Below are 18571 nucleotides of genomic sequence, written 5' to 3' on the forward strand. Positions count from 1 at the left end.
TTACTTGATGATCTTGGCCACGACGCCGGCGCCGACGGTACGACCGCCTTCGCGAATGGCGAAACGCAGACCTTCGTCCATCGCCACCGGGTTGATGAGCTGCACGGTCATCTTGATGTTGTCGCCCGGCATCACCATCTCGGTGCCTTCCGGCAGCGTCACCGCACCGGTGATGTCCGTGGTGCGGAAGTAGAACTGCGGACGGTAACCCTTGAAGAACGGCGTGTGACGGCCACCCTCGTCCTTCGACAGCACGTACACCTCGGCCTCGAACTCGGTGTGCGGGGTGATGGAACCCGGCTTGGCCAGCACCTGGCCACGCTCCACGTCGTCACGCTTGGTGCCGCGCAGCAGCAGGCCCGCGTTGTCGCCCGCCTGGCCCTGGTCCAGCAGCTTGCGGAACATTTCCACGCCCGTGACCGTGGTCTTCTGGGTCGGACGGATACCGACGATTTCGATTTCGTCGCCCACCTTGATGATGCCGCGCTCGATACGACCGGTCACCACCGTGCCACGGCCCGAAATCGAGAACACGTCTTCCACCGGCATCAGGAACGGCTTGTCCACGTCACGCTGCGGCTCCGGAATGAACGTGTCCAGCGCTTCCACCAGCTTCAGGATGGCCGGCACGCCAATCTCCGACTGGTCGCCTTCCAGCGCCAGGCGCGCCGAACCGTGGATGATGGGGGTGTCGTCGCCCGGGAACTCGTACTTGGTCAGCAGCTCGCGAACTTCCATTTCCACCAGTTCCAGCAGCTCGGCGTCGTCCACCATGTCCGCCTTGTTCAGGAACACCACGATGTACGGCACGCCCACCTGGCGCGACAGCAGGATGTGCTCGCGCGTCTGCGGCATCGGGCCGTCCGCGGCCGAGCACACCAGAATCGCGCCGTCCATCTGCGCCGCACCGGTAATCATGTTCTTCACGTAGTCCGCGTGACCCGGGCAGTCCACGTGCGCGTAGTGGCGCGTCGGGCTTTCGTATTCCACGTGCGCCGTCGAAATCGTGATGCCGCGAGCCTTCTCTTCCGGCGCCGCGTCAATCGCGTCGTACGCCTTGAACTCGCCGCCAAAGCGCTCGGCACCCACCTTCGTCAGCGCCGCCGTCAGCGTCGTCTTGCCGTGGTCAACGTGACCAATCGTGCCCACGTTCACGTGCGGCTTGGTGCGCTCGAACTTACCCTTTGCCATTTTGAAAACTCCGATATTGGGGATTTGAGACGGGGGATTGGGGAAAAACGGGATTCATGCTCTTGCGAATCTCGAATCCCGAATCCCGTTTCCCTGCATTAATTCTTCTTGACGACCGCGTCGGCGATGTTGGCCGGCGCTTCGGCGTAGTGGTCGAACTCCATCGTGAAGGTGGCGCGACCCTGCGACATCGAGCGCAGCGTGGTGGCGTAGCCGAACATTTCGCCCAGCGGCACCATCGCGTTGATCACCTTGCCGGACGGACTGTCGTCCTGGCCTTGCAGGATGCCGCGACGACGGCTCACGTCACCCATCACGTCACCCAGGTATTCCTCCGGAGTGACGATTTCGACCTTCATCATCGGCTCGAGCAGGACCGGGCTGGCCTTGCTGAAGGCTTCCTTGAACGCCATCGAGCCGGCGACCTTGAACGCCATTTCGTTGGAGTCCACGTCGTGGAACGAGCCATCGACCGCGACGATCTTGACGTCGACCACCGGGAAGCCGGCGAGCACGCCGTTCTTCATCGCTTCCTCGATGCCCTTGCCCGCGGCGGTGACGTATTCCTTCGGCACCACGCCGCCGACGATCGCGCTCTCGTAGGAGAAGCCGACGCCGCGTTCCTGCGGTTCCATCTCGATGACGATGTGGCCGTACTGGCCGCGACCGCCCGACTGGCGCACGAACTTGCCTTCCTGTTTGACCTTCTTGCGGATGGTTTCGCGGTAGGCCACCTGCGGCTTGCCGACGTTGGCTTCAACGTTGAACTCGCGCTTCATACGGTCGACGATGATGTCCAGGTGCAGCTCGCCCATGCCGGAGATGATGGTCTGGCCGGACTCCTCGTCGGTGCGCACGCGGAACGAGGGATCTTCCTGGGCCAGGCGACCCAGCGCGATGCCCATCTTTTCCTGGTCCGACTTGGTCTTCGGTTCGACCGCCATCGAGATCACCGGCTCCGGGAACACCATGCGCTCCAGGGTGATGATGTGATCCTGCGCGCACAGGGTGTCGCCGGTGGTGACGTCCTTCAGGCCCACCGCCGCGGCGATGTCGCCCGCGCGCACTTCCTTGATTTCATCACGCTGGTTGGAGTGCATCTGCAGGATGCGGCCCACGCGCTCCTTCTTCGACTTGACCGGGTTGTACACCTGGTCGCCCGAATTCAGCACGCCCGAGTAGACGCGGAAGAAGGTCAGCGAGCCGACGAACGGGTCGGTCATGATCTTGAACGCCAGCGCCGAGAACGGCTCGGTGTCGGACGCCTTGCGGCTGTCTTCCTTCTCGTTCTCGTCGATGCCCTGCACCGGCGGACGATCCGCCGGCGACGGCAGCAGGTTGACCACGCCGTCCAGCATGGCCTGCACGCCCTTGTTCTTGAACGCCGAACCGCAGAACACCGGCACGATTTCCACCTTCAGGGTGCGCTCGCGCAGCCCGGCGATGATGTCGGCTTCCGACAGCTCGCCGTCGTTGAGGTACTTGTCCATCAGCGCTTCCGAGGCTTCGGCCGCGGCTTCGATCATGAACGCGCGCGCCGCCTCGGCCTTTTCCTTCAGCTCGGCCGGGATGTCGCGGTATTCGAACTTGGTGCCCTGCGAGGCGACATCCCAGTGGATGGCCTTCATCTTCAGCAGGTCGACCACGCCCTCGAAGCCGTCCTCGGCACCGATCGGCACCTGCATCGGCACGGCGTACGCGCCCAGGCGCGACTTCAGCTGGCCGACGACCTTGTCGAAGTTGGCACCGGTGCGGTCCATCTTGTTGACGAACGCCATGCGCGGCACGGAGTACTTGTTGGCCTGGCGCCACACCGTCTCGGACTGCGGCTGCACGCCACCGACCGAGCACAGCACGAACACCGCGCCGTCGAGCACGCGCAGCGAACGCTCGACTTCGATGGTGAAGTCGACGTGCCCGGGGGTGTCGATGATGTTGAAGCGGTGTTCCTGGAACGAGCCGTCCATACCCTTCCAGAACGCCGTGGTGGCGGCGGAAGTGATGGTGATACCGCGCTCCTGCTCCTGCTCCATCCAGTCCATCGTGGCGGCACCTTCGTGCACTTCACCGATCTTGTGGCTCTTGCCGGTGTAGAACAGGATGCGCTCGGACGTGGTGGTCTTGCCCGCGTCGATGTGGGCCATGATGCCGAAGTTGCGGTAACGCTCGATGGGAGTGGTGCGAGCCACGACAGTCTCTCTTTTCTGATGGGAGAACCGACGGGAATCCGGTCCTCCGTGGAGGGCGATCTTCTATATGGCCGAATGCCGCCTTGCGGCGGCCTTCGGGTTCTGCGGACAGGCCGCTTGGGGCACCTAGATGGTGCCGATGGCCCCCGGTTGCAAGGGGGCCTGGCTTGTTACCAGCGGTAGTGGGCGAACGCCTTGTTCGCTTCCGCCATGCGATGGGTCTCTTCACGCTTCTTGATGGCGCCACCGCGGTTTTCCGAGGCGTCCAGCAGTTCGGCGGCCAGCTTGCGCGGCATCGAGTTCTCGCCGCGCTTGCGGGCGGATTCGATCAACCAGCGCATCGCCAGCGCCAGACGGCGGCTGGAACGCACTTCGACCGGCACCTGGTAGGTCGCACCGCCGACGCGGCGGGACTTCACCTCGACGGTCGGGGCGACGTTGTCCAGCGCCTTCTCGACCAGTTCCAGGGCATTCGGGTTCTTTTCGCCGATGACATCCATGGCGCCATAGACGATCTTCTCGGCGACGGACTTCTTGCCGCTGAGCATGACCATGTTGATGAAACGGGCGATCGTCTGGCTGCCGTGCTTGGGATCCGGCAGGACTTCACGCTGGGGAGCTGAGCCTTTACGCGACATAGTTCTTCTTCCTTAACCTTAAGCCTTCGGGCGCTTGGCGCCGTACTTGGAACGGCCCTGGCGACGCTTGGCGACGCCGGAGGCGTCGAGCGAACCGCGGACGGTGTGGTAACGCACGCCCGGCAGGTCCTTCACACGACCGCCACGCACGAGCACCACGGAGTGCTCCTGCAGGTTGTGACCTTCGCCACCGATGTAGCTGATGACTTCTTCCTGGTTGGTCAGGCGCACCTTGGCCACCTTGCGAAGCGCCGAGTTCGGCTTCTTCGGGGTGGTGGTGTAGACGCGCGTGCACACGCCGCGACGCTGCGGGCACTTGTCCAGCGCCGGCGAGGCGCTCTTGTAAGTGGTTGCCTGCCGCGGCTTGCGGACCAGCTGGTTGATGGTTGCCATGTTTGGATTCTTTGGGTGAAGGCCGGAGCCTTGTTGCGTGAAAACGACGGCAGGCCGCGAACCGGCCCACCGAGACGGAAAAGTATAGCTGGCACCCGGCGACACCGTCAATGCGGTGTATGCCGGGGGCCTCTACAGGTTTGCGATCCCGCCCTTCCTGGGCCGAAAACGAGGGGCTCCCTGCCCCTCATTTCGTGGTCTGGGGCGGCCCTGAGGCCGCCATCTTGCCGTTTTTAGCTGGCGCTGGACTCCTCGCCGGCTTCCTCGGCCGCGGGGGCCGGGGTCGAAGCTTCGGCCGGGCTGCCCGCCAGCGCATCCACTTCCGCCTCGGTCAGACCGGAGGCGTTGCGGCGACGCTGGTTGTGGTAGGCCAAGCCGGTACCGGCCGGGATCAGGCGGCCGACGATCACGTTTTCCTTCAGGCCGCGCAGGCTGTCGCGGGTACCGCGAACGGCCGCCTCGGTCAGCACGCGGGTGGTCTCCTGGAACGAAGCCGCCGAGATGAACGATTCGGTCGCCAGCGAGGCCTTGGTGATGCCCAGCAGGACCGGGTCGTACTTGGCCGGCAGTTCGTTGCGGGCGGCCAGCTTGACGTTTTCCTCGATCAGGCGCTGCTTCTCTACCTGCTCGCCGGACAGGAACTTGCTGTTGCCGGTATCGGTGATCTCGACCTTGCGCAGCATCTGGCGGGTGATCACCTCGATGTGCTTGTCGTTGATCTTCACGCCCTGCAGGCGGTACACGTCCTGGATTTCCTTCACCAGATAGGCCGCCAGCGGTTCCACGCCCAGCAGGCGCAGGATGTCCTGCGGGCTCGGCTCGCCGTCCACGATGGTTTCGCCCTTGGTCACGTGCTCGCCTTCGAACACGATGATCTGGCGGAACTTCGGAATCAGCTCCTCGTGCTCCGAACCATCGGTGTCCTTGATGATCAGGCGCTGCTTGCCCTTGGTGTCCTTGCCGAAGCTGATCACGCCGGAGCGCTCGGCCAGGATTGCCGGATCCTTCGGCTTGCGCGCTTCGAACAGGTCGGCCACGCGCGGCAGACCACCGGTGATGTCGCGGGTCTTCGAGGCTTCCTGCGGGATCTTGGCGACCACGTCACCCACGCCCACCGGGGCGCCGTCCTGCAGGTTGACGATCGAACGCGGCGGCAGCAAGTACTGCGCCGGCAGGTCGGTGCCCGGGATGTTCAGGTCCTTGCCGTCCTTGTCGACGATGCGGACGATCGGGCGCAGATCCTTGCCCTGCGAACCGCGACGCTTCGGATCGGTGATCTCGCGCGAGGCCAGGCCGGTCAGCTCGTCGGTCTTCTCGATGACGGTGACGCCATCGACGAAGTCCACGAAGCGGACGAAACCGGCCACTTCCGAGACGATCGGGTGGTTGTGCGGATCCCAGTTCGCCACGGCCTGGCCGGCGGTGATCTGGTCGCCGTCCTTGACGTTGATGGTGGCGCCGTAGGGCAGCTTGTAGCGCTCGCGCTCGCGACCGTGGCCGTCCAGCACCGACAGTTCGCCCGAGCGCGAGACCGCGACCAGGCTGCTGTTGGCGTGCTCGACGTACTTCAGGTTGTTGAACTTGATCGAGCCGGTGGTCTTGACGGTGATGTTGTCCACCGCCGCCGCACGCGAAGCCGCACCACCGATGTGGAACGTACGCATGGTCAGCTGGGTGCCGGGCTCGCCGATCGACTGGGCGGCGATGACGCCGACCGCTTCACCGATGTTGACGATGTGGCCGCGGGCCAGGTCGCGACCGTAGCAGTGCGCGCACACGCCGAACTCGGATTCGCAGGTGATGGTGGAACGCACCTTGATGGACTGCACGCTGGCGTCTTCCAGCTTCTGCACCCAGGCTTCGTCCAGCAGGGTGTTGCGGGTGACGATCGGATCCTCGTCGTTGCCCGGCAGGAACACGTCCTCGGCCACGACACGACCCAGCACGCGATCGCGCAGCGGCTCGACCACATCGCCGCCTTCCACGATCGGAGTCATGGTCAGGCCTTCGCTGGTGCCGCAGTCCACTTCGGTGATCACCACGTCCTGCGCCACGTCGACCAGGCGGCGGGTCAGGTAACCCGAGTTCGCCGTCTTCAACGCGGTATCGGCCAGACCCTTTCGGGCACCGTGGGTGGAGTTGAAGTACTCCTGCACGTTCAGGCCTTCGCGGAAGTTCGCCTTGATGGGCGTCTCGATGATCGAGCCGTCCGGACGCGCCATCAGGCCGCGCATGCCGGCCAGCTGGCGGATCTGCGCCTGGCTACCACGCGCGCCGGAGTCGGCCATGATGTACAGCGAGTTCATCGACTTTTCGTTGATGGTCTCGCCCTTGGCGTTCTGCACCTTGTCGGTACCGATCGTGTCCATCATCGCCTTGGCGATGCGCTCGTTGGTGCGCGACCAGATGTCGACCACCTTGTTGTAGCGCTCGCCGGCGGTGACCAGGCCCGACTGGTACTGCTCCTGGATTTCCAGCACTTCCTGCTCGGCTTCGCCCAGGATGCCCTTCTTCTCGGCCGGGATCAGCATGTCGTCGATGCCGATGGAGACGCCGGCGCGGGTCGCGTAGGCGAAGCCGGTGTACATCAGCTTGTCGGCGAACACGACCGTGTCCTTCAGGCCCAGCATGCGGTAGCTGGAGTTGATCAGGCGGCTGATGGCCTTCTTGTTCAACTCGGTGTTGGCCAGCGCGAACGGCAGGCCTTCCGGCAGGATGTCGGCCAGCAGCGCGCGGCCGATCGTGGTGTCCACGATCGACGACTTGCGCTGCTTGCTGCCGTCCTCGTCGGTCACCACCTCGGTGATGCGGACCTTGACCTTGGCGTGCAGCTCGACCACGCGGTTGTCGTAGGCGCGCTTGACCTCGGAGATGTTGGCGAACGCCATGCCTTCGCCCTTCTTGTTCTCCAGGGCGCGGGTCATGTAGTACAGGCCGAGCACGACGTCCTGCGACGGCACGATGATCGGCTCGCCGTTGGCGGGCGACAGGATGTTGTTGGTCGACATCATCAGCGCGCGGGCTTCCAACTGCGCTTCCAGCGACAGCGGGACGTGCACGGCCATCTGGTCACCGTCGAAGTCGGCGTTGAACGCGGTGCAGACCAGCGGATGCAGCTGGATCGCCTTGCCTTCGATCAGCACCGGCTCGAACGCCTGGATGCCCAGGCGGTGCAGGGTCGGCGCACGGTTCAGCAGCACCGGGTGTTCGCGGATGACCTCTTCCAGGATGTCCCAGACTTCGGCTTCTTCACGCTCGACCAGCTTCTTGGCGGCCTTGATGGTGGTGGCCAGGCCGCGACGCTGCAGCTTGGCGAACACGAACGGCTTGAACAGCTCCAGCGCCATCTTCTTCGGCAGGCCGCACTGGTGCAGCTTGAGGTACGGACCGACCACGATGACCGAACGGCCGGAGTAGTCGACGCGCTTGCCGAGCAGGTTCTGGCGGAAGCGGCCCTGCTTGCCCTTGATCATGTCGGCCAGCGACTTGAGCGGGCGCTTGTTGGTGCCGGTGATGGCGCGGCCGCGGCGGCCGTTGTCCATCAGCGCGTCGACCGATTCCTGCAGCATGCGCTTTTCGTTGCGCACGATGATGTCCGGGGCGTTCAGCTCCAGCAGGCGGCGCAGGCGGTTGTTGCGGTTGATGACGCGGCGGTACAAGTCGTTCAGGTCGGAGGTCGCGAAGCGACCACCGTCCAGCGGCACCAGCGGGCGCAGATCCGGCGGCAGCACCGGCAGCACGGTCATGACCATCCATTCCGGACGGTTGCCCGACTCCAGGAACGCCTCGATCAGCTTGATGCGCTTGGTCAGGCGCTTGAGCTTGGTCTCGGAGTTGGTGCTGGCGATTTCCTCGCGCAGGTTGACCATCTCGGCCTGCAGGTCGATGGTGCGCAGCAGGTCATAGACCGCCTCGGCGCCCATCGCGGCGTCGAAGTCGTCGCCGTGCTCCTGGCGCGCCTGCATGTACTGCTCTTCGGTGAGCAGCTGGCGGCGTTCCAGGGTGGTCAGGCCGGGTTCGGTGACCACGTAGGCTTCGAAGTACAGCACGCGCTCGATGTCGCGCAGGGTCATGTCCAGCATCAGGCCGATGCGCGAGGGCAGCGACTTGAGGAACCAGATGTGCGCGACCGGCGAGGCCAGGTCGATGTGGCCCATGCGCTCGCGGCGCACCTTGGCCAGGGTGACTTCGGTACCGCACTTCTCGCAGACCACGCCGCGGTGCTTCATGCGCTTGTACTTGCCGCACAGGCACTCGTAGTCCTTGATCGGGCCGAAGATGGCGGCGCAGAACAGGCCATCGCGCTCCGGCTTGAAGGTACGGTAGTTGATCGTTTCCGGCTTCTTCACTTCACCGTAGGACCAGGAACGGATCAGGTCCGGCGAAGCCAGCGCGATCTTGATCGCGTCGAAATCCAGCGTCTGGCGCTGCTGGTTGAAGAGGTTGAGCAAATCTTTCATGGTTTTCTCCGGGATTCGGAATTCGAGATTGGGGATTCGTCAGAGCGGGGATCCGGGAGATTCGGGAGGCAATCGCTTGCCAATCCCGAATCCCGTATCACCAATCCCGAACCTCAGTTGTCTTCCAGTTCCATGTTGATGGCCAGGGAGCGGATTTCCTTCACCAGCACGTTGAAGGATTCCGGCATGCCCGCGACCATCTCGTGTTCGCCGTCGACAATGTTCTTGTACATCTGGTTGCGGCCCTGCACGTCGTCCGACTTGACCGTCAGCATTTCCTGCAGGGTGTGCGCCGCGCCGTAGGCTTCCAGCGCCCAGACTTCCATTTCGCCGAAACGCTGGCCGCCGAACTGCGCCTTGCCGCCCAGCGGCTGCTGGGTGACCAGCGAGTACGGGCCGGTCGAGCGGGCGTGCATCTTGTCGTCCACCAGGTGGTTCAGCTTCAGCATGTGCATGTAGCCGACCGTGGTGTGGCGATCGAACGCTTCGCCGGTGCGGCCATCGAACAGCTGGGTCTGGCCGCTGATCGGCAGATCCGCCAGTTCCAGCATGTGCTTGATTTCCGCTTCCGCCGCGCCGTCGAACACCGGGGTGGCCATCGGCACGCCGTCGGTCAGGTTGCGCGCGAGGTTGATCAGTTCCTCGTCGCTGAACTGCGACAGGTCGACGCGATCTTCGCCCAGCTTCTTTTCGTGGTTGTAGATCTGGTCCAGGAACTTGCGCAGGTCGGCGACCTTGGCCTGGGCTTCCAGCATGGCCTGGATCTTCCGGCCCAGTCCCTTGGCGGCCCAGCCCAGGTGGACTTCCAGCACCTGGCCGATGTTCATACGCGACGGCACGCCCAACGGATTCAGCACGATGTCCACGGTCTCGCCGGTGGCCATGTACGGCATGTCCTCGACCGGCACGATGGTCGACACCACGCCCTTGTTGCCGTGACGGCCGGCCATCTTGTCGCCCGGCTGGATGCGGCGCTTCACGGCCAGGTAGACCTTGACCATCTTCAGCACCCCCGGGGCGAGGTCGTCGCCGGCGGTGATCTTGCCGCGCTTGTCGGCGAAGCGGCGCTCGAACTCCTTCTCGTGCGCCTGGATCTGCTTCTGGGCGCGTTCGATGGCGTCGGAGGCGTCGTCGTCCTTCATGCGGATGGCGAACCAGTCGGCCTTCTTCAGGCCGTCCAGGTAGGCGTCATTGACGGTGTCGCCCTTCTTCAGGCCCGGACCACCGTTGGCGACCTTGCCGACCAGCTGCGAACGCAGGCGGGCATAGATGGCGCTTTCCAGGATGCGGAACTGGTCGTCGAAGTCCTTCTTGACGCGCTTGATCTCGCTTTCCTCGATCTGGCGCGCGCGCTTGTCCTTCTCGATGCCGTCGCGGGTGAAGACCTGCACGTCGATGACGGTGCCGTCCATGCCGGGCGGCACGCGCAGCGAGCTGTCCTTAACGTCGGACGCCTTCTCGCCGAAGATCGCGCGCAGCAGCTTCTCTTCCGGAGTCAGCTGGCTCTCGCCCTTCGGGGTGACCTTGCCCACCATGATGTCGCCGGCGCGCACCTCGGCGCCGATGTACACCACGCCGCTCTCGTCCAGGCGGTTCAGCGCCTGCTCGGAGACGTTCGGGATGTCGGCCGAGATTTCCTCCGGACCCAGCTTGGTGTCGCGCGCGACGCAGGTCAGCTCTTCGATGTGGATTGTGGTGTAGCGATCCTCTTCCACCACGCGCTCGGAGAGCAGGATGGAGTCTTCGAAGTTGTAGCCGTTCCACGGCATGAACGCGATCAGCATGTTCTGGCCCAGGGCCAGTTCGCCGATGTCGGTCGAGGGACCGTCGGCCAGCACGTCGCCGCGCGCCACCACGTCGCCCACGTTCACCAGCGGACGCTGGTTGATGCAGGTGTTCTGGTTGGAGCGGGTGTACTTGATCAGCGTGTAGATATCCACGCCGGCATCGTGCTCGCCGGAGATCTCGCTCTCGTTGACCTTGACCACGATGCGGGCCGCGTCGATCTGCTCGACCACGCCACCGCGACGCGCGTTGACGGTCACGCCCGAGTCGCGCGCCACGGCGCGCTCGATGCCGGTACCGACCAGCGGCTTCTGCGCACGCAGCGTCGGCACGGCCTGGCGCTGCATGTTGGCGCCCATCAGCGCGCGGTTGGCGTCGTCGTGCTCCAGGAACGGCACCAGCGCCGCGGCGACCGACACGGTCTGCATCGGCGAGACGTCCATGTAGTCCACTTCGCTCGGCGGCTTCAGCAGCGACTCGCCCTGGTAGCGGCACGGCACGAACTGCTCGGTCAGGTGGCCCTTGGCGTCATGCAGCGCATTGGCCTGGGCGATGACGTACTCGTTTTCCTCGATCGCCGACAGGTACTCGATCTCGTCGGTGATGGTACCGTCCACGACCTTGCGGTACGGGGTTTCCAGGAAGCCGTAATTGTTGGTGCGGGCGTACACGGCCAGCGAGTTGATCAGACCGATGTTCGGGCCTTCCGGAGTCTCGATGGTGCAGACGCGGCCGTAGTGGGTCGGGTGCACGTCGCGCACTTCGAAGCCGGCGCGCTCGCGGGTCAGACCACCCGGGCCCAACGCCGAGACGCGGCGCTTGTGGGTCACTTCCGACAGCGGGTTGTTCTGATCCATGAACTGGGACAGCTGCGAGGAGCCGAAGAACTCCTTGATCGCGGCGGCCACCGGCTTGGCGTTGATCAGCTCCTGCGGGGTCAGCCCCTCGGACTCGGCCATCGACAGGCGCTCCTTGACCGCGCGCTCGACGCGGACCAGGCCCACGCGGAACACGTTCTCGGCCATTTCACCGACCGAACGCACGCGGCGGTTGCCCAGGTGGTCGATGTCGTCGACGGTGCCGCGGCCATTGCGGATCTCGGTCAGGACCTTGATCACGTCCAGGATGTCCGAGGTGTCGCCCAGTTCGGCGACCAGGCGCTTGGCCTCTTCGTCGGTGCGCGAACCGAAGTACTTCTTGTCGTACAGCACGGCCTCGCCGGTGACTTCCTTGCGGCCGACACGGCGGTTGAACTTCATCCGGCCGACGTTGGACAGGTCGTAGCGCTCGAAGGTGAAGAACAGGTTGTGGAACAGGTTCTGCGCGGCGTCCTTGGTCGGCGGCTCGCCCGGACGCATCATCCGGTAGATTTCGACCAGCGCTTCCAGCTGGGTGCGGCTCGGATCGATACGCAGGGTGTTGGACAGGTACGGACCACGATCCAGATCGTTCACCCACAGGGTGCCGACCGCGTCGACGCCGGCCTTGCGGAACTTGACCAGCTGCTCTTCGGTGATCTCGTCGTTGGCGTTGGCCAGCAGTTCGCCGGTGTTGCCGTCGATCACGTCGTGCGACAGGATGCGGCCGACCAGGTACTCGTCGGGCACCGCCAGCGCGGAGATGCCGGACTGCTCCAGCTGCTTCACGTGGCGCGCGGTGATGCGCTTGCCGGCTTCGACGATGACCTTGTCGCCGTCAGCCAGGTCGAAGTTGAGGGTTTCACCACGCAGGCGCTCGGACACCAGTTCCAGCTGCACGCCTTCGGGCAGGATGTGGAAAGTGTTGATGTCGAAGAACTCGTTGAGCATCTCCTCGTTGGAGTAGCCCAGCGCGCGCAGCAGGATGGTCACCGGCAGCTTGCGGCGACGATCGATACGGGTGAACAGCGCGTCCTTGGGATCGAACTCGAAGTCCAGCCAGGAGCCGCGGTAAGGGATGATGCGGGCGCTGTACAGCAGCTTGCCCGAGCTGTGGGTCTTGCCGCGGTCGTGGTCGAAGAACACGCCCGGCGAGCGGTGCAGCTGGGAAACGATGACGCGCTCGGTGCCGTTGACGATGAAGGTGCCGTTCTCGGTCATCAGCGGGATTTCGCCCAGATAGACCTCCTGCTCCTTCACGTACTTGATCGCCTTGGTCGACGATTCGCGGTCATAGATGACCAGGCGCACGGTGACGCGCAGCGGGGCGCCGTAGCTCAGGCCACGGTTGCGGCACTCGCGCTCGTCGAACACCGGTTCGCCCAGCTTGTAGCCAACGTATTCCAGCGCGGCATTGCCGCTGTAGCTGGAGATCGGGAACACCGATTTGAGGGCGGCGTGCAGGCCGCGATCCTCGCGCTTGGACGGCTCGGTGAATTCCTGCAGGAATTCGCGGTAGGAGTCGACCTGGATGGCAAGCAGGAAGGGGACTTCGAGGATCGAACGCTGTTTGCCGAAGTCCTTGCGGATGCGCTTCTTCTCGGTGAACGAGTATGTCGTCATGGGAGTGCCTTTGGCATCGGGGGCCGCGCGTCCGCGACCCCGGGGGAACATTCTTTCGAACGGGAGAATTTTCAGTTGGAAGCCGCTGGTATTGCCGGCACCAGCACGCCTTCTGCTGCTGCTTCCAACTACAAACTCGCTTTGGCGGGAATCGGGAATAGGGAATGGAGAATCGTCAGAAAAGCGGCCTTTCGGGCCGTGCTCCAGCGATTCCCTATTCCCTATTCCCTATTCCCGTTGAAACGACCGAAGGCCAGGGGCTTGCGCCCCCGGCCTCGGTTTGCCGCCGATGTTGCGTGGCGACGGATGTTGCTTACTTCACTTCGACGGTGGCGCCGACGGCCTCGAGGTCCTTCTTCATCTTCTCGGCGTCTTCCTTCGAAGCGGCTTCCTTCAGGACGCCACCGGCCTCGGCGAGGTCCTTGGCTTCCTTCAGGCCCAGGCCGGTGATGGCGCGGACGGCCTTGATGACTTCGACCTTCTTCTCGCCGGCGGTCTTCAGGGTGACGGTGAACTCGGTCTGCTCTTCGGCCGGGGCGGCGGCGGCGGCCGGACCGGCAGCAGCGACGACCGGGGCGGCGGCGGAGACGCCGAACTTCTCTTCGATGGCCTTGACCAGCTCCATCACTTCCATCAGGGTCTTGCCGGCAATGGCGTCGACGATCTGTTCGTTGGAAAGGGACATTGTGTTTACCTTTTGGAAATTTATCTTGGGAAAGGGTTCAGTGAACCGTTAAGACGTCGAACTCAGGCTTCGGCCGCAGCTTCGGCGACGGCTTCGCCGCCACCCTGCTTGTCGCCCACGGCCTTGACGGCACGGGCGAACATCGCGGCCGGTTCGGCCAGGACGCGGGCCAGCATGGCCAGGGCCTGATCACGGGTCGGCAGCGACGCCAGCACGTCAACGTGGCTGGCCGGATACAACTGACCGCCCACCGAGACCACCTTGGCCTGCAGCTTGTCGTTGCCCTTGGCGAATTCCTTGATCAGACGCCCGGCAGCGCCGGGTTCTTCCGTCGAAAACGCATACAGCAGCGGACCGACGAGCTTTTCCTTGACGCACTCGTATTCGGTACCTTCGACGGCACGGGAAGCCAGGGTGTTCTTGACAACTTTCAGGAACACGCCGGTCTCACGCGCCTTCTTGCGCATCGCGGTCATCTGGGTGACCGTGATGCCTGCGTATTCGGCGGCGACCAGGGAGTGCGCCTTGGCGGCGACGTCTGCCAGTTCGGCGACTACTTCTTGCTTCTGGGACAGATTGAGAGCCATACACTCCTCACTTGTTGATTCCGCTCGCGGCTCCTGCCGCTTGCGGTCCTGGACGGCACCCATCCTGGGTACCGGGGGCGCGAGCCCCGGCGGTGGCCTTTCTGACTGGCATGAATCTGCACCAGGAAATTTCCAGAAGGCGGCACCATCTGCGCAGGCGCGTCCCCTTTCGGGTCCGGATTAAGCGATCCCGCTTCCATCGACGGCGATTCCCTGCCAACACGAGCTTCCGTGCCCGTCGTCGATGCGCGCGGACCGCACCTGCGGTCTTTGACGGCTATCGCTCGGGAACGGATTCCGTTGCGATTGCCCTCAAATGTTCGGCAACGTCCTCGCGGAGGCTGCCTTGTTGCGTTTCCCTGCGTGGGCCGGATCCAGGAATCTTCAAGATTCCAATGGATTCCTGCTTTCGCAGGGATGATGAACCGGCAGCCCACGCGCCAGGCGCGCGGGCCGGTTCATCACTTCAGGTTGAGCGACGACTGGTCGACGGTGACGCCGGGACCCATGGTCGAGCTGACCGAGATCTTCTGCAGGTACTGACCCTTGGCGGTGGCCGGCTTGGCCTTGACCAGATCGGCCAGCAGGGCCTGCAGGTTGTTCTTCAGCGCTTCGTCCTCGAAGCTGGCCTTGCCGATGGTGCAGTGGATGATGCCGGCCTTGTCGGTGCGGTAGCGCACCTGACCCGACTTGGCGTTCTTCACGGCTTCGGCCGGGTTCGGTGACACGGTGCCGACCTTCGGGTTCGGCATCAGGCCGCGCGGGCCCAGCACGGTGCCCAGCTTGCCGACCACGCGCATCGCGTCCGGCGTGGCGATGACCACGTCGTAGTTGATGTCGCCGGCCAGCATCTTCTCGGCCAGATCGTCCATGCCGACGGCTTCGGCGCCGGCGGCGGCCGCTTCGTCAGCCTTGGCGCCGGCCGGGGCGAACACCGCCACGCGCACCGACTTGCCGGTACCGGCCGGCAGCACGGTCGAACCGCGAACCTGCTGGTCGGACTTCTTGGCGTCCACACCCAGGCGCACGGCAACGTCGACGGACTCGACGAACTTGGCCTTGGTGGCGGACTTGATGATCTTCAGCGCCTCGTCGATGGCATATGCCTTGCCCGGGGTCACTGCGGCCAGGATGGCCTTCTGTCGCTTGGTCTGTGCCATCTCTTAACCCTCCACCGTCAGGCCCATGGAGCGGGCCGAACCCGCGATCGTGCGAACTGCTGCGTCCAGGTCGGCCGCGGTCAGGTCGGGTTCCTTCGCCTTGGCGATCTCTTCCAGCTGCTTGCGGGTCACCTTGCCCACCTTCTCGGTGTTCGGGCGCTTGGAGCCGGACTGGATGCCCACGGCCTTCTTCAGCAGGATGGTCGCCGGCGGCGTCTTGGTGATGAAGGTGAACGTACGATCGGAATAGGCGGTGATGACCACCGGAATCGGCAGGCCCGGTTCCAGCTTCTGCGTGGCGGCGTTGAACGCCTTGCAGAATTCCATGATGTTCAGGCCGCGCTGGCCCAGGGCCGGACCGACCGGCGGCGAGGGGTTGGCCTGGCCGGCCTTCACCTGCAGCTTGATGTAACCAACAACTTTCTTAGCCATTTGAGTTCTCTCCGGGTGCTAGCGCCTGTTTTGCAGGCTCCCCATCGGACCGGGAAAATCACGCGTCCCGGCTTCGCGTTGTAGACGCACGGAAGCCGCCTTGCGGCGGCGGGTGCCCTGCCCGGCTCCTTTGGACAGGGAGCCGCGCAGTATATCAGGGTTTTCCTGGCCGTGCCGGAGGCACGCCGGGAGGGGGGTCAGGCCTTCTCGACCTGGCCGAATTCCAGCTCCACGGGGGTGGAGCGGCCGAAAATGAGCACCGCCACGCGCAGGCGGCTCTTTTCGTAGTTGACTTCCTCGACCACACCGTTGAAGTCGTTGAACGGGCCGTCGATGACCCGGACCATCTCGCCCGGCTCGAACAGCACCTTGGGACGGGGCTTTTCCACACCTTCCTGAACGCGGTCCAGGATGGCGGCGGCCTCCTCGTCACGGATCGGCAGCGGGCGATCGGCGGTGCCGCCGATGAAGCCCAGCACCTTGCTGGTTTCCTTGACCAGATGCCAGCTCTCGTTGTCCATGCGCGGGATGCCCGCCTCGTCATGGGTCTCGATCTGGACCAGGACATAGCCCGGGAAGAACTTGCGCTCGGAACGGCGCTTCTGGCCGGAGCGCATCTCGACCACTTCCTCGGTCGGAACCAAGACGTCGCCGAACTTTTCCTGCATGTCGTTGCGGACGATGCGATCCCGCAGCGCCTGTGCAACCGACTTCTCGAAGCCCGAATAGGCGTGAACCACGTACCAACGCTTCACTGCGACATTCTCCTCAGCGGCCGTAGTCCAGGAACAACTCGATCGCCCATTTGATGGCGAAATCGAAGCCTGCCAGCAGCAGGCTCAGGATGATGACGACGATCGCCACCACCCAGGTCATGCGGGTCGCTTCCTGGCGGGTCGGCCAGACCACCTTGCGCAACTCGAACCGCGATTCGGACAGGAATTCCCGGGTGTCCCGGCCCTTGCCGGTGGTCAGGAACACGACCGTGCCCAGGACCAAGCCGGCCGCGACCGCCAGCGAACGCAGCGGCGTGGCCCACTGGCCATTGAACCACCACCACGCCACCAGGCCCGCGACCACGAGGGCAGCGGCCAGCACGTACTTGGCGATGTCGCCGGCGGATGCGCCGCCTTTGGATTGTTCGACCTTGCTGTTCAAGTCAGTGTCGCTCTTTGCTCTAAGGGGCCGGCCATGCATGCCGGCCCTGTGCGGAAGACTCCGCCGGTGTGGCACGCCAGGAGGGACTCGAACCCCCAACCTGCGGTTTTGGAGACCGCTGCTCTGCCAATTGAGCTACTGGCGTATCGATTTGCTAAAGGTTTCCCTTAGACGGCGAAGGCGGACCGAGGTTCCGGCCCGCCGTTCGCGAGGTCCGGCGAAGCGATTCGCCGGAACAGCAGCTTACTTGATGATCTTGGCCACGACGCCGGCGCCGACGGTACGACCGCCTTCGCGAATGGCGAAACGCAGACCTTCGTCCATCGCCACCGGGTTGATGAGCTGCACGGTCATCTTGATGTTGTCGCCCGGCATCACCATCTCGGTGCCTTCCGGCAGCGTCACCGCACCGGTGATGTCCGTGGTGCGGAAGTAGAACTGCGGACGGTAACCCTTGAAGAACGGCGTGTGACGGCCACCCTCGTCCTTCGACAGCACGTACACCTCGGCCTCGAACTCGGTGTGCGGGGTGATGGAACCCGGCTTGGCCAGCACCTGGCCACGCTCCACGTCGTCACGCTTGGTGCCGCGCAGCAGCAGGCCCGCGTTGTCGCCCGCCTGGCCCTGGTCCAGCAGCTTGCGGAACATTTCCACGCCCGTGACCGTGGTCTTCTGGGTCGGACGGATACCGACGATTTCGATTTCGTCGCCCACCTTGATGATGCCGCGCTCGATACGACCGGTCACCACCGTGCCACGGCCCGAAATCGAGAACACGTCTTCCACCGGCATCAGGAACGGCTTGTCCACGTCACGCTGCGGCTCCGGAATGAACGTGTCCAGCGCTTCCACCAGCTTCAGGATGGCCGGCACGCCAATCTCCGACTGGTCGCCTTCCAGCGCCAGGCGCGCCGAACCGTGGATGATGGGGGTGTCGTCGCCCGGGAACTCGTACTTGGTCAGCAGCTCGCGAACTTCCATTTCCACCAGTTCCAGCAGCTCGGCGTCGTCCACCATGTCCGCCTTGTTCAGGAACACCACGATGTACGGCACGCCCACCTGGCGCGACAGCAGGATGTGCTCGCGCGTCTGCGGCATCGGGCCGTCCGCGGCCGAGCACACCAGAATCGCGCCGTCCATCTGCGCCGCACCGGTAATCATGTTCTTCACGTAGTCCGCGTGACCCGGGCAGTCCACGTGCGCGTAGTGGCGCGTCGGGCTTTCGTATTCCACGTGCGCCGTCGAAATCGTGATGCCGCGAGCCTTCTCTTCCGGCGCCGCGTCAATCGCGTCGTACGCCTTGAACTCGCCGCCAAAGCGCTCGGCACCCACCTTCGTCAGCGCCGCCGTCAGCGTCGTCTTGCCGTGGTCAACGTGACCAATCGTGCCCACGTTCACGTGCGGCTTGGTGCG

At 64.4% G+C, this 18571-nt stretch carries 13 protein-coding genes and 1 tRNA gene; all 14 read right to left on the reverse strand.

Annotation, left to right across the window (positions count from 1 at the left end):
- Positions 1–1191 carry an elongation factor Tu gene (gene tuf, locus ACTJI2_RS19895; protein WP_183638687.1) on the reverse strand — a complete coding sequence of 397 codons (1191 nt, stop codon included), beginning with the start codon at positions 1189–1191 and terminating at the stop codon, positions 1–3.
- A gap of 98 nt (positions 1192–1289) precedes the next feature.
- Positions 1290–3380 carry an elongation factor G gene (gene fusA / locus ACTJI2_RS19900; RefSeq protein WP_183638689.1) on the reverse strand — a complete coding sequence of 697 codons (2091 nt, stop codon included), beginning with the start codon at positions 3378–3380 and terminating at the stop codon, positions 1290–1292.
- 170 nt (positions 3381–3550) lie between these two features.
- Positions 3551–4018 carry a 30S ribosomal protein S7 gene (gene rpsG / locus ACTJI2_RS19905; protein ID WP_141455878.1) on the reverse strand — a complete coding sequence of 156 codons (468 nt, stop codon included), beginning with the start codon at positions 4016–4018 and terminating at the stop codon, positions 3551–3553.
- Between the two features lie 18 nt (positions 4019–4036).
- Entirely contained in the window at positions 4037–4411 is a 375-nt protein-coding gene (rpsL, locus tag ACTJI2_RS19910; protein WP_141455877.1) for a 30S ribosomal protein S12, read from the reverse strand.
- A gap of 233 nt (positions 4412–4644) precedes the next feature.
- Positions 4645–8871, reverse strand: coding sequence for a DNA-directed RNA polymerase subunit beta' (gene rpoC, locus ACTJI2_RS19915; RefSeq protein WP_183638691.1), 4227 nt, complete (start codon positions 8869–8871; stop codon positions 4645–4647).
- 113 nt (positions 8872–8984) lie between these two features.
- The gene (rpoB, locus tag ACTJI2_RS19920) at positions 8985–13136 is read right to left on the reverse strand and encodes a DNA-directed RNA polymerase subunit beta (RefSeq protein WP_203323775.1); all 4152 of its coding nucleotides are present in this window, start codon (positions 13134–13136) and stop codon (positions 8985–8987) included.
- 313 nt (positions 13137–13449) lie between these two features.
- The gene (gene rplL / locus ACTJI2_RS19925) at positions 13450–13821 is read right to left on the reverse strand and encodes a 50S ribosomal protein L7/L12 (RefSeq protein ID WP_440843125.1); all 372 of its coding nucleotides are present in this window, start codon (positions 13819–13821) and stop codon (positions 13450–13452) included.
- 62 nt (positions 13822–13883) lie between these two features.
- Positions 13884–14408 (reverse strand): 50S ribosomal protein L10, encoded by a 525-nt coding sequence (rplJ, locus tag ACTJI2_RS19930; protein WP_183638697.1) that lies wholly within the window; start codon positions 14406–14408, stop codon positions 13884–13886.
- A 461-nt stretch (positions 14409–14869) separates the two neighbouring features.
- Entirely contained in the window at positions 14870–15568 is a 699-nt protein-coding gene (rplA, locus tag ACTJI2_RS19935; RefSeq protein ID WP_141455872.1) for a 50S ribosomal protein L1, read from the reverse strand.
- Positions 15569–15571: 3 nt separating this feature from the next.
- Positions 15572–16000: a 50S ribosomal protein L11 gene (gene rplK / locus ACTJI2_RS19940; RefSeq protein ID WP_141455871.1), complete on the reverse strand. Its 429-nt coding sequence runs from the start codon at positions 15998–16000 to the stop codon at positions 15572–15574.
- Between the two features lie 197 nt (positions 16001–16197).
- A complete protein-coding gene (nusG, locus tag ACTJI2_RS19945) occupies positions 16198–16755 on the reverse strand; it encodes a transcription termination/antitermination protein NusG (protein ID WP_141455870.1) in 558 nt (185 codons plus the stop codon).
- A gap of 13 nt (positions 16756–16768) precedes the next feature.
- Positions 16769–17158, reverse strand: a complete 390-nt coding sequence (gene secE, locus ACTJI2_RS19950; protein WP_141455869.1) for a preprotein translocase subunit SecE — start codon at positions 17156–17158, stop codon at positions 16769–16771.
- 69 nt (positions 17159–17227) lie between these two features.
- A tRNA-Trp gene (locus ACTJI2_RS19955) sits at positions 17228–17303 on the reverse strand.
- Positions 17304–17401: 98 nt separating this feature from the next.
- Positions 17402–18571, reverse strand: a 1170-nt coding sequence (gene tuf / locus ACTJI2_RS19960) for an elongation factor Tu (RefSeq protein WP_235997023.1), incomplete at its 5' end; no start/stop codon positions are given.

This window comes from Pseudoxanthomonas sp. 22568 (assembly GCF_052044485.1).
Lineage (GTDB): Bacteria > Pseudomonadota > Gammaproteobacteria > Xanthomonadales > Xanthomonadaceae > Pseudoxanthomonas_A > Pseudoxanthomonas_A beigongshangi.

Coding starts and splice junctions, on each gene's coding strand:
- rpsL (WP_141455877.1), bottom strand. CDS start 4,411: ATGGCAACCATCAACCAGCTGGTCCGCAAGCCGCGGCAGGCAACCACT.
- tuf (WP_183638687.1), bottom strand. CDS start 1,191: ATGGCAAAGGGTAAGTTCGAGCGCACCAAGCCGCACGTGAACGTGGGC.
- rpoC (WP_183638691.1), bottom strand. CDS start 8,871: ATGAAAGATTTGCTCAACCTCTTCAACCAGCAGCGCCAGACGCTGGAT.
- rplA (WP_141455872.1), bottom strand. CDS start 15,568: ATGGCACAGACCAAGCGACAGAAGGCCATCCTGGCCGCAGTGACCCCG.
- rpoB (WP_203323775.1), bottom strand. CDS start 13,136: ATGACGACATACTCGTTCACCGAGAAGAAGCGCATCCGCAAGGACTTC.
- rplJ (WP_183638697.1), bottom strand. CDS start 14,408: ATGGCTCTCAATCTGTCCCAGAAGCAAGAAGTAGTCGCCGAACTGGCA.
- rpsG (WP_141455878.1), bottom strand. CDS start 4,018: ATGTCGCGTAAAGGCTCAGCTCCCCAGCGTGAAGTCCTGCCGGATCCC.
- rplK (WP_141455871.1), bottom strand. CDS start 16,000: ATGGCTAAGAAAGTTGTTGGTTACATCAAGCTGCAGGTGAAGGCCGGC.
- rplL (WP_440843125.1), bottom strand. CDS start 13,821: ATGTCCCTTTCCAACGAACAGATCGTCGACGCCATTGCCGGCAAGACC.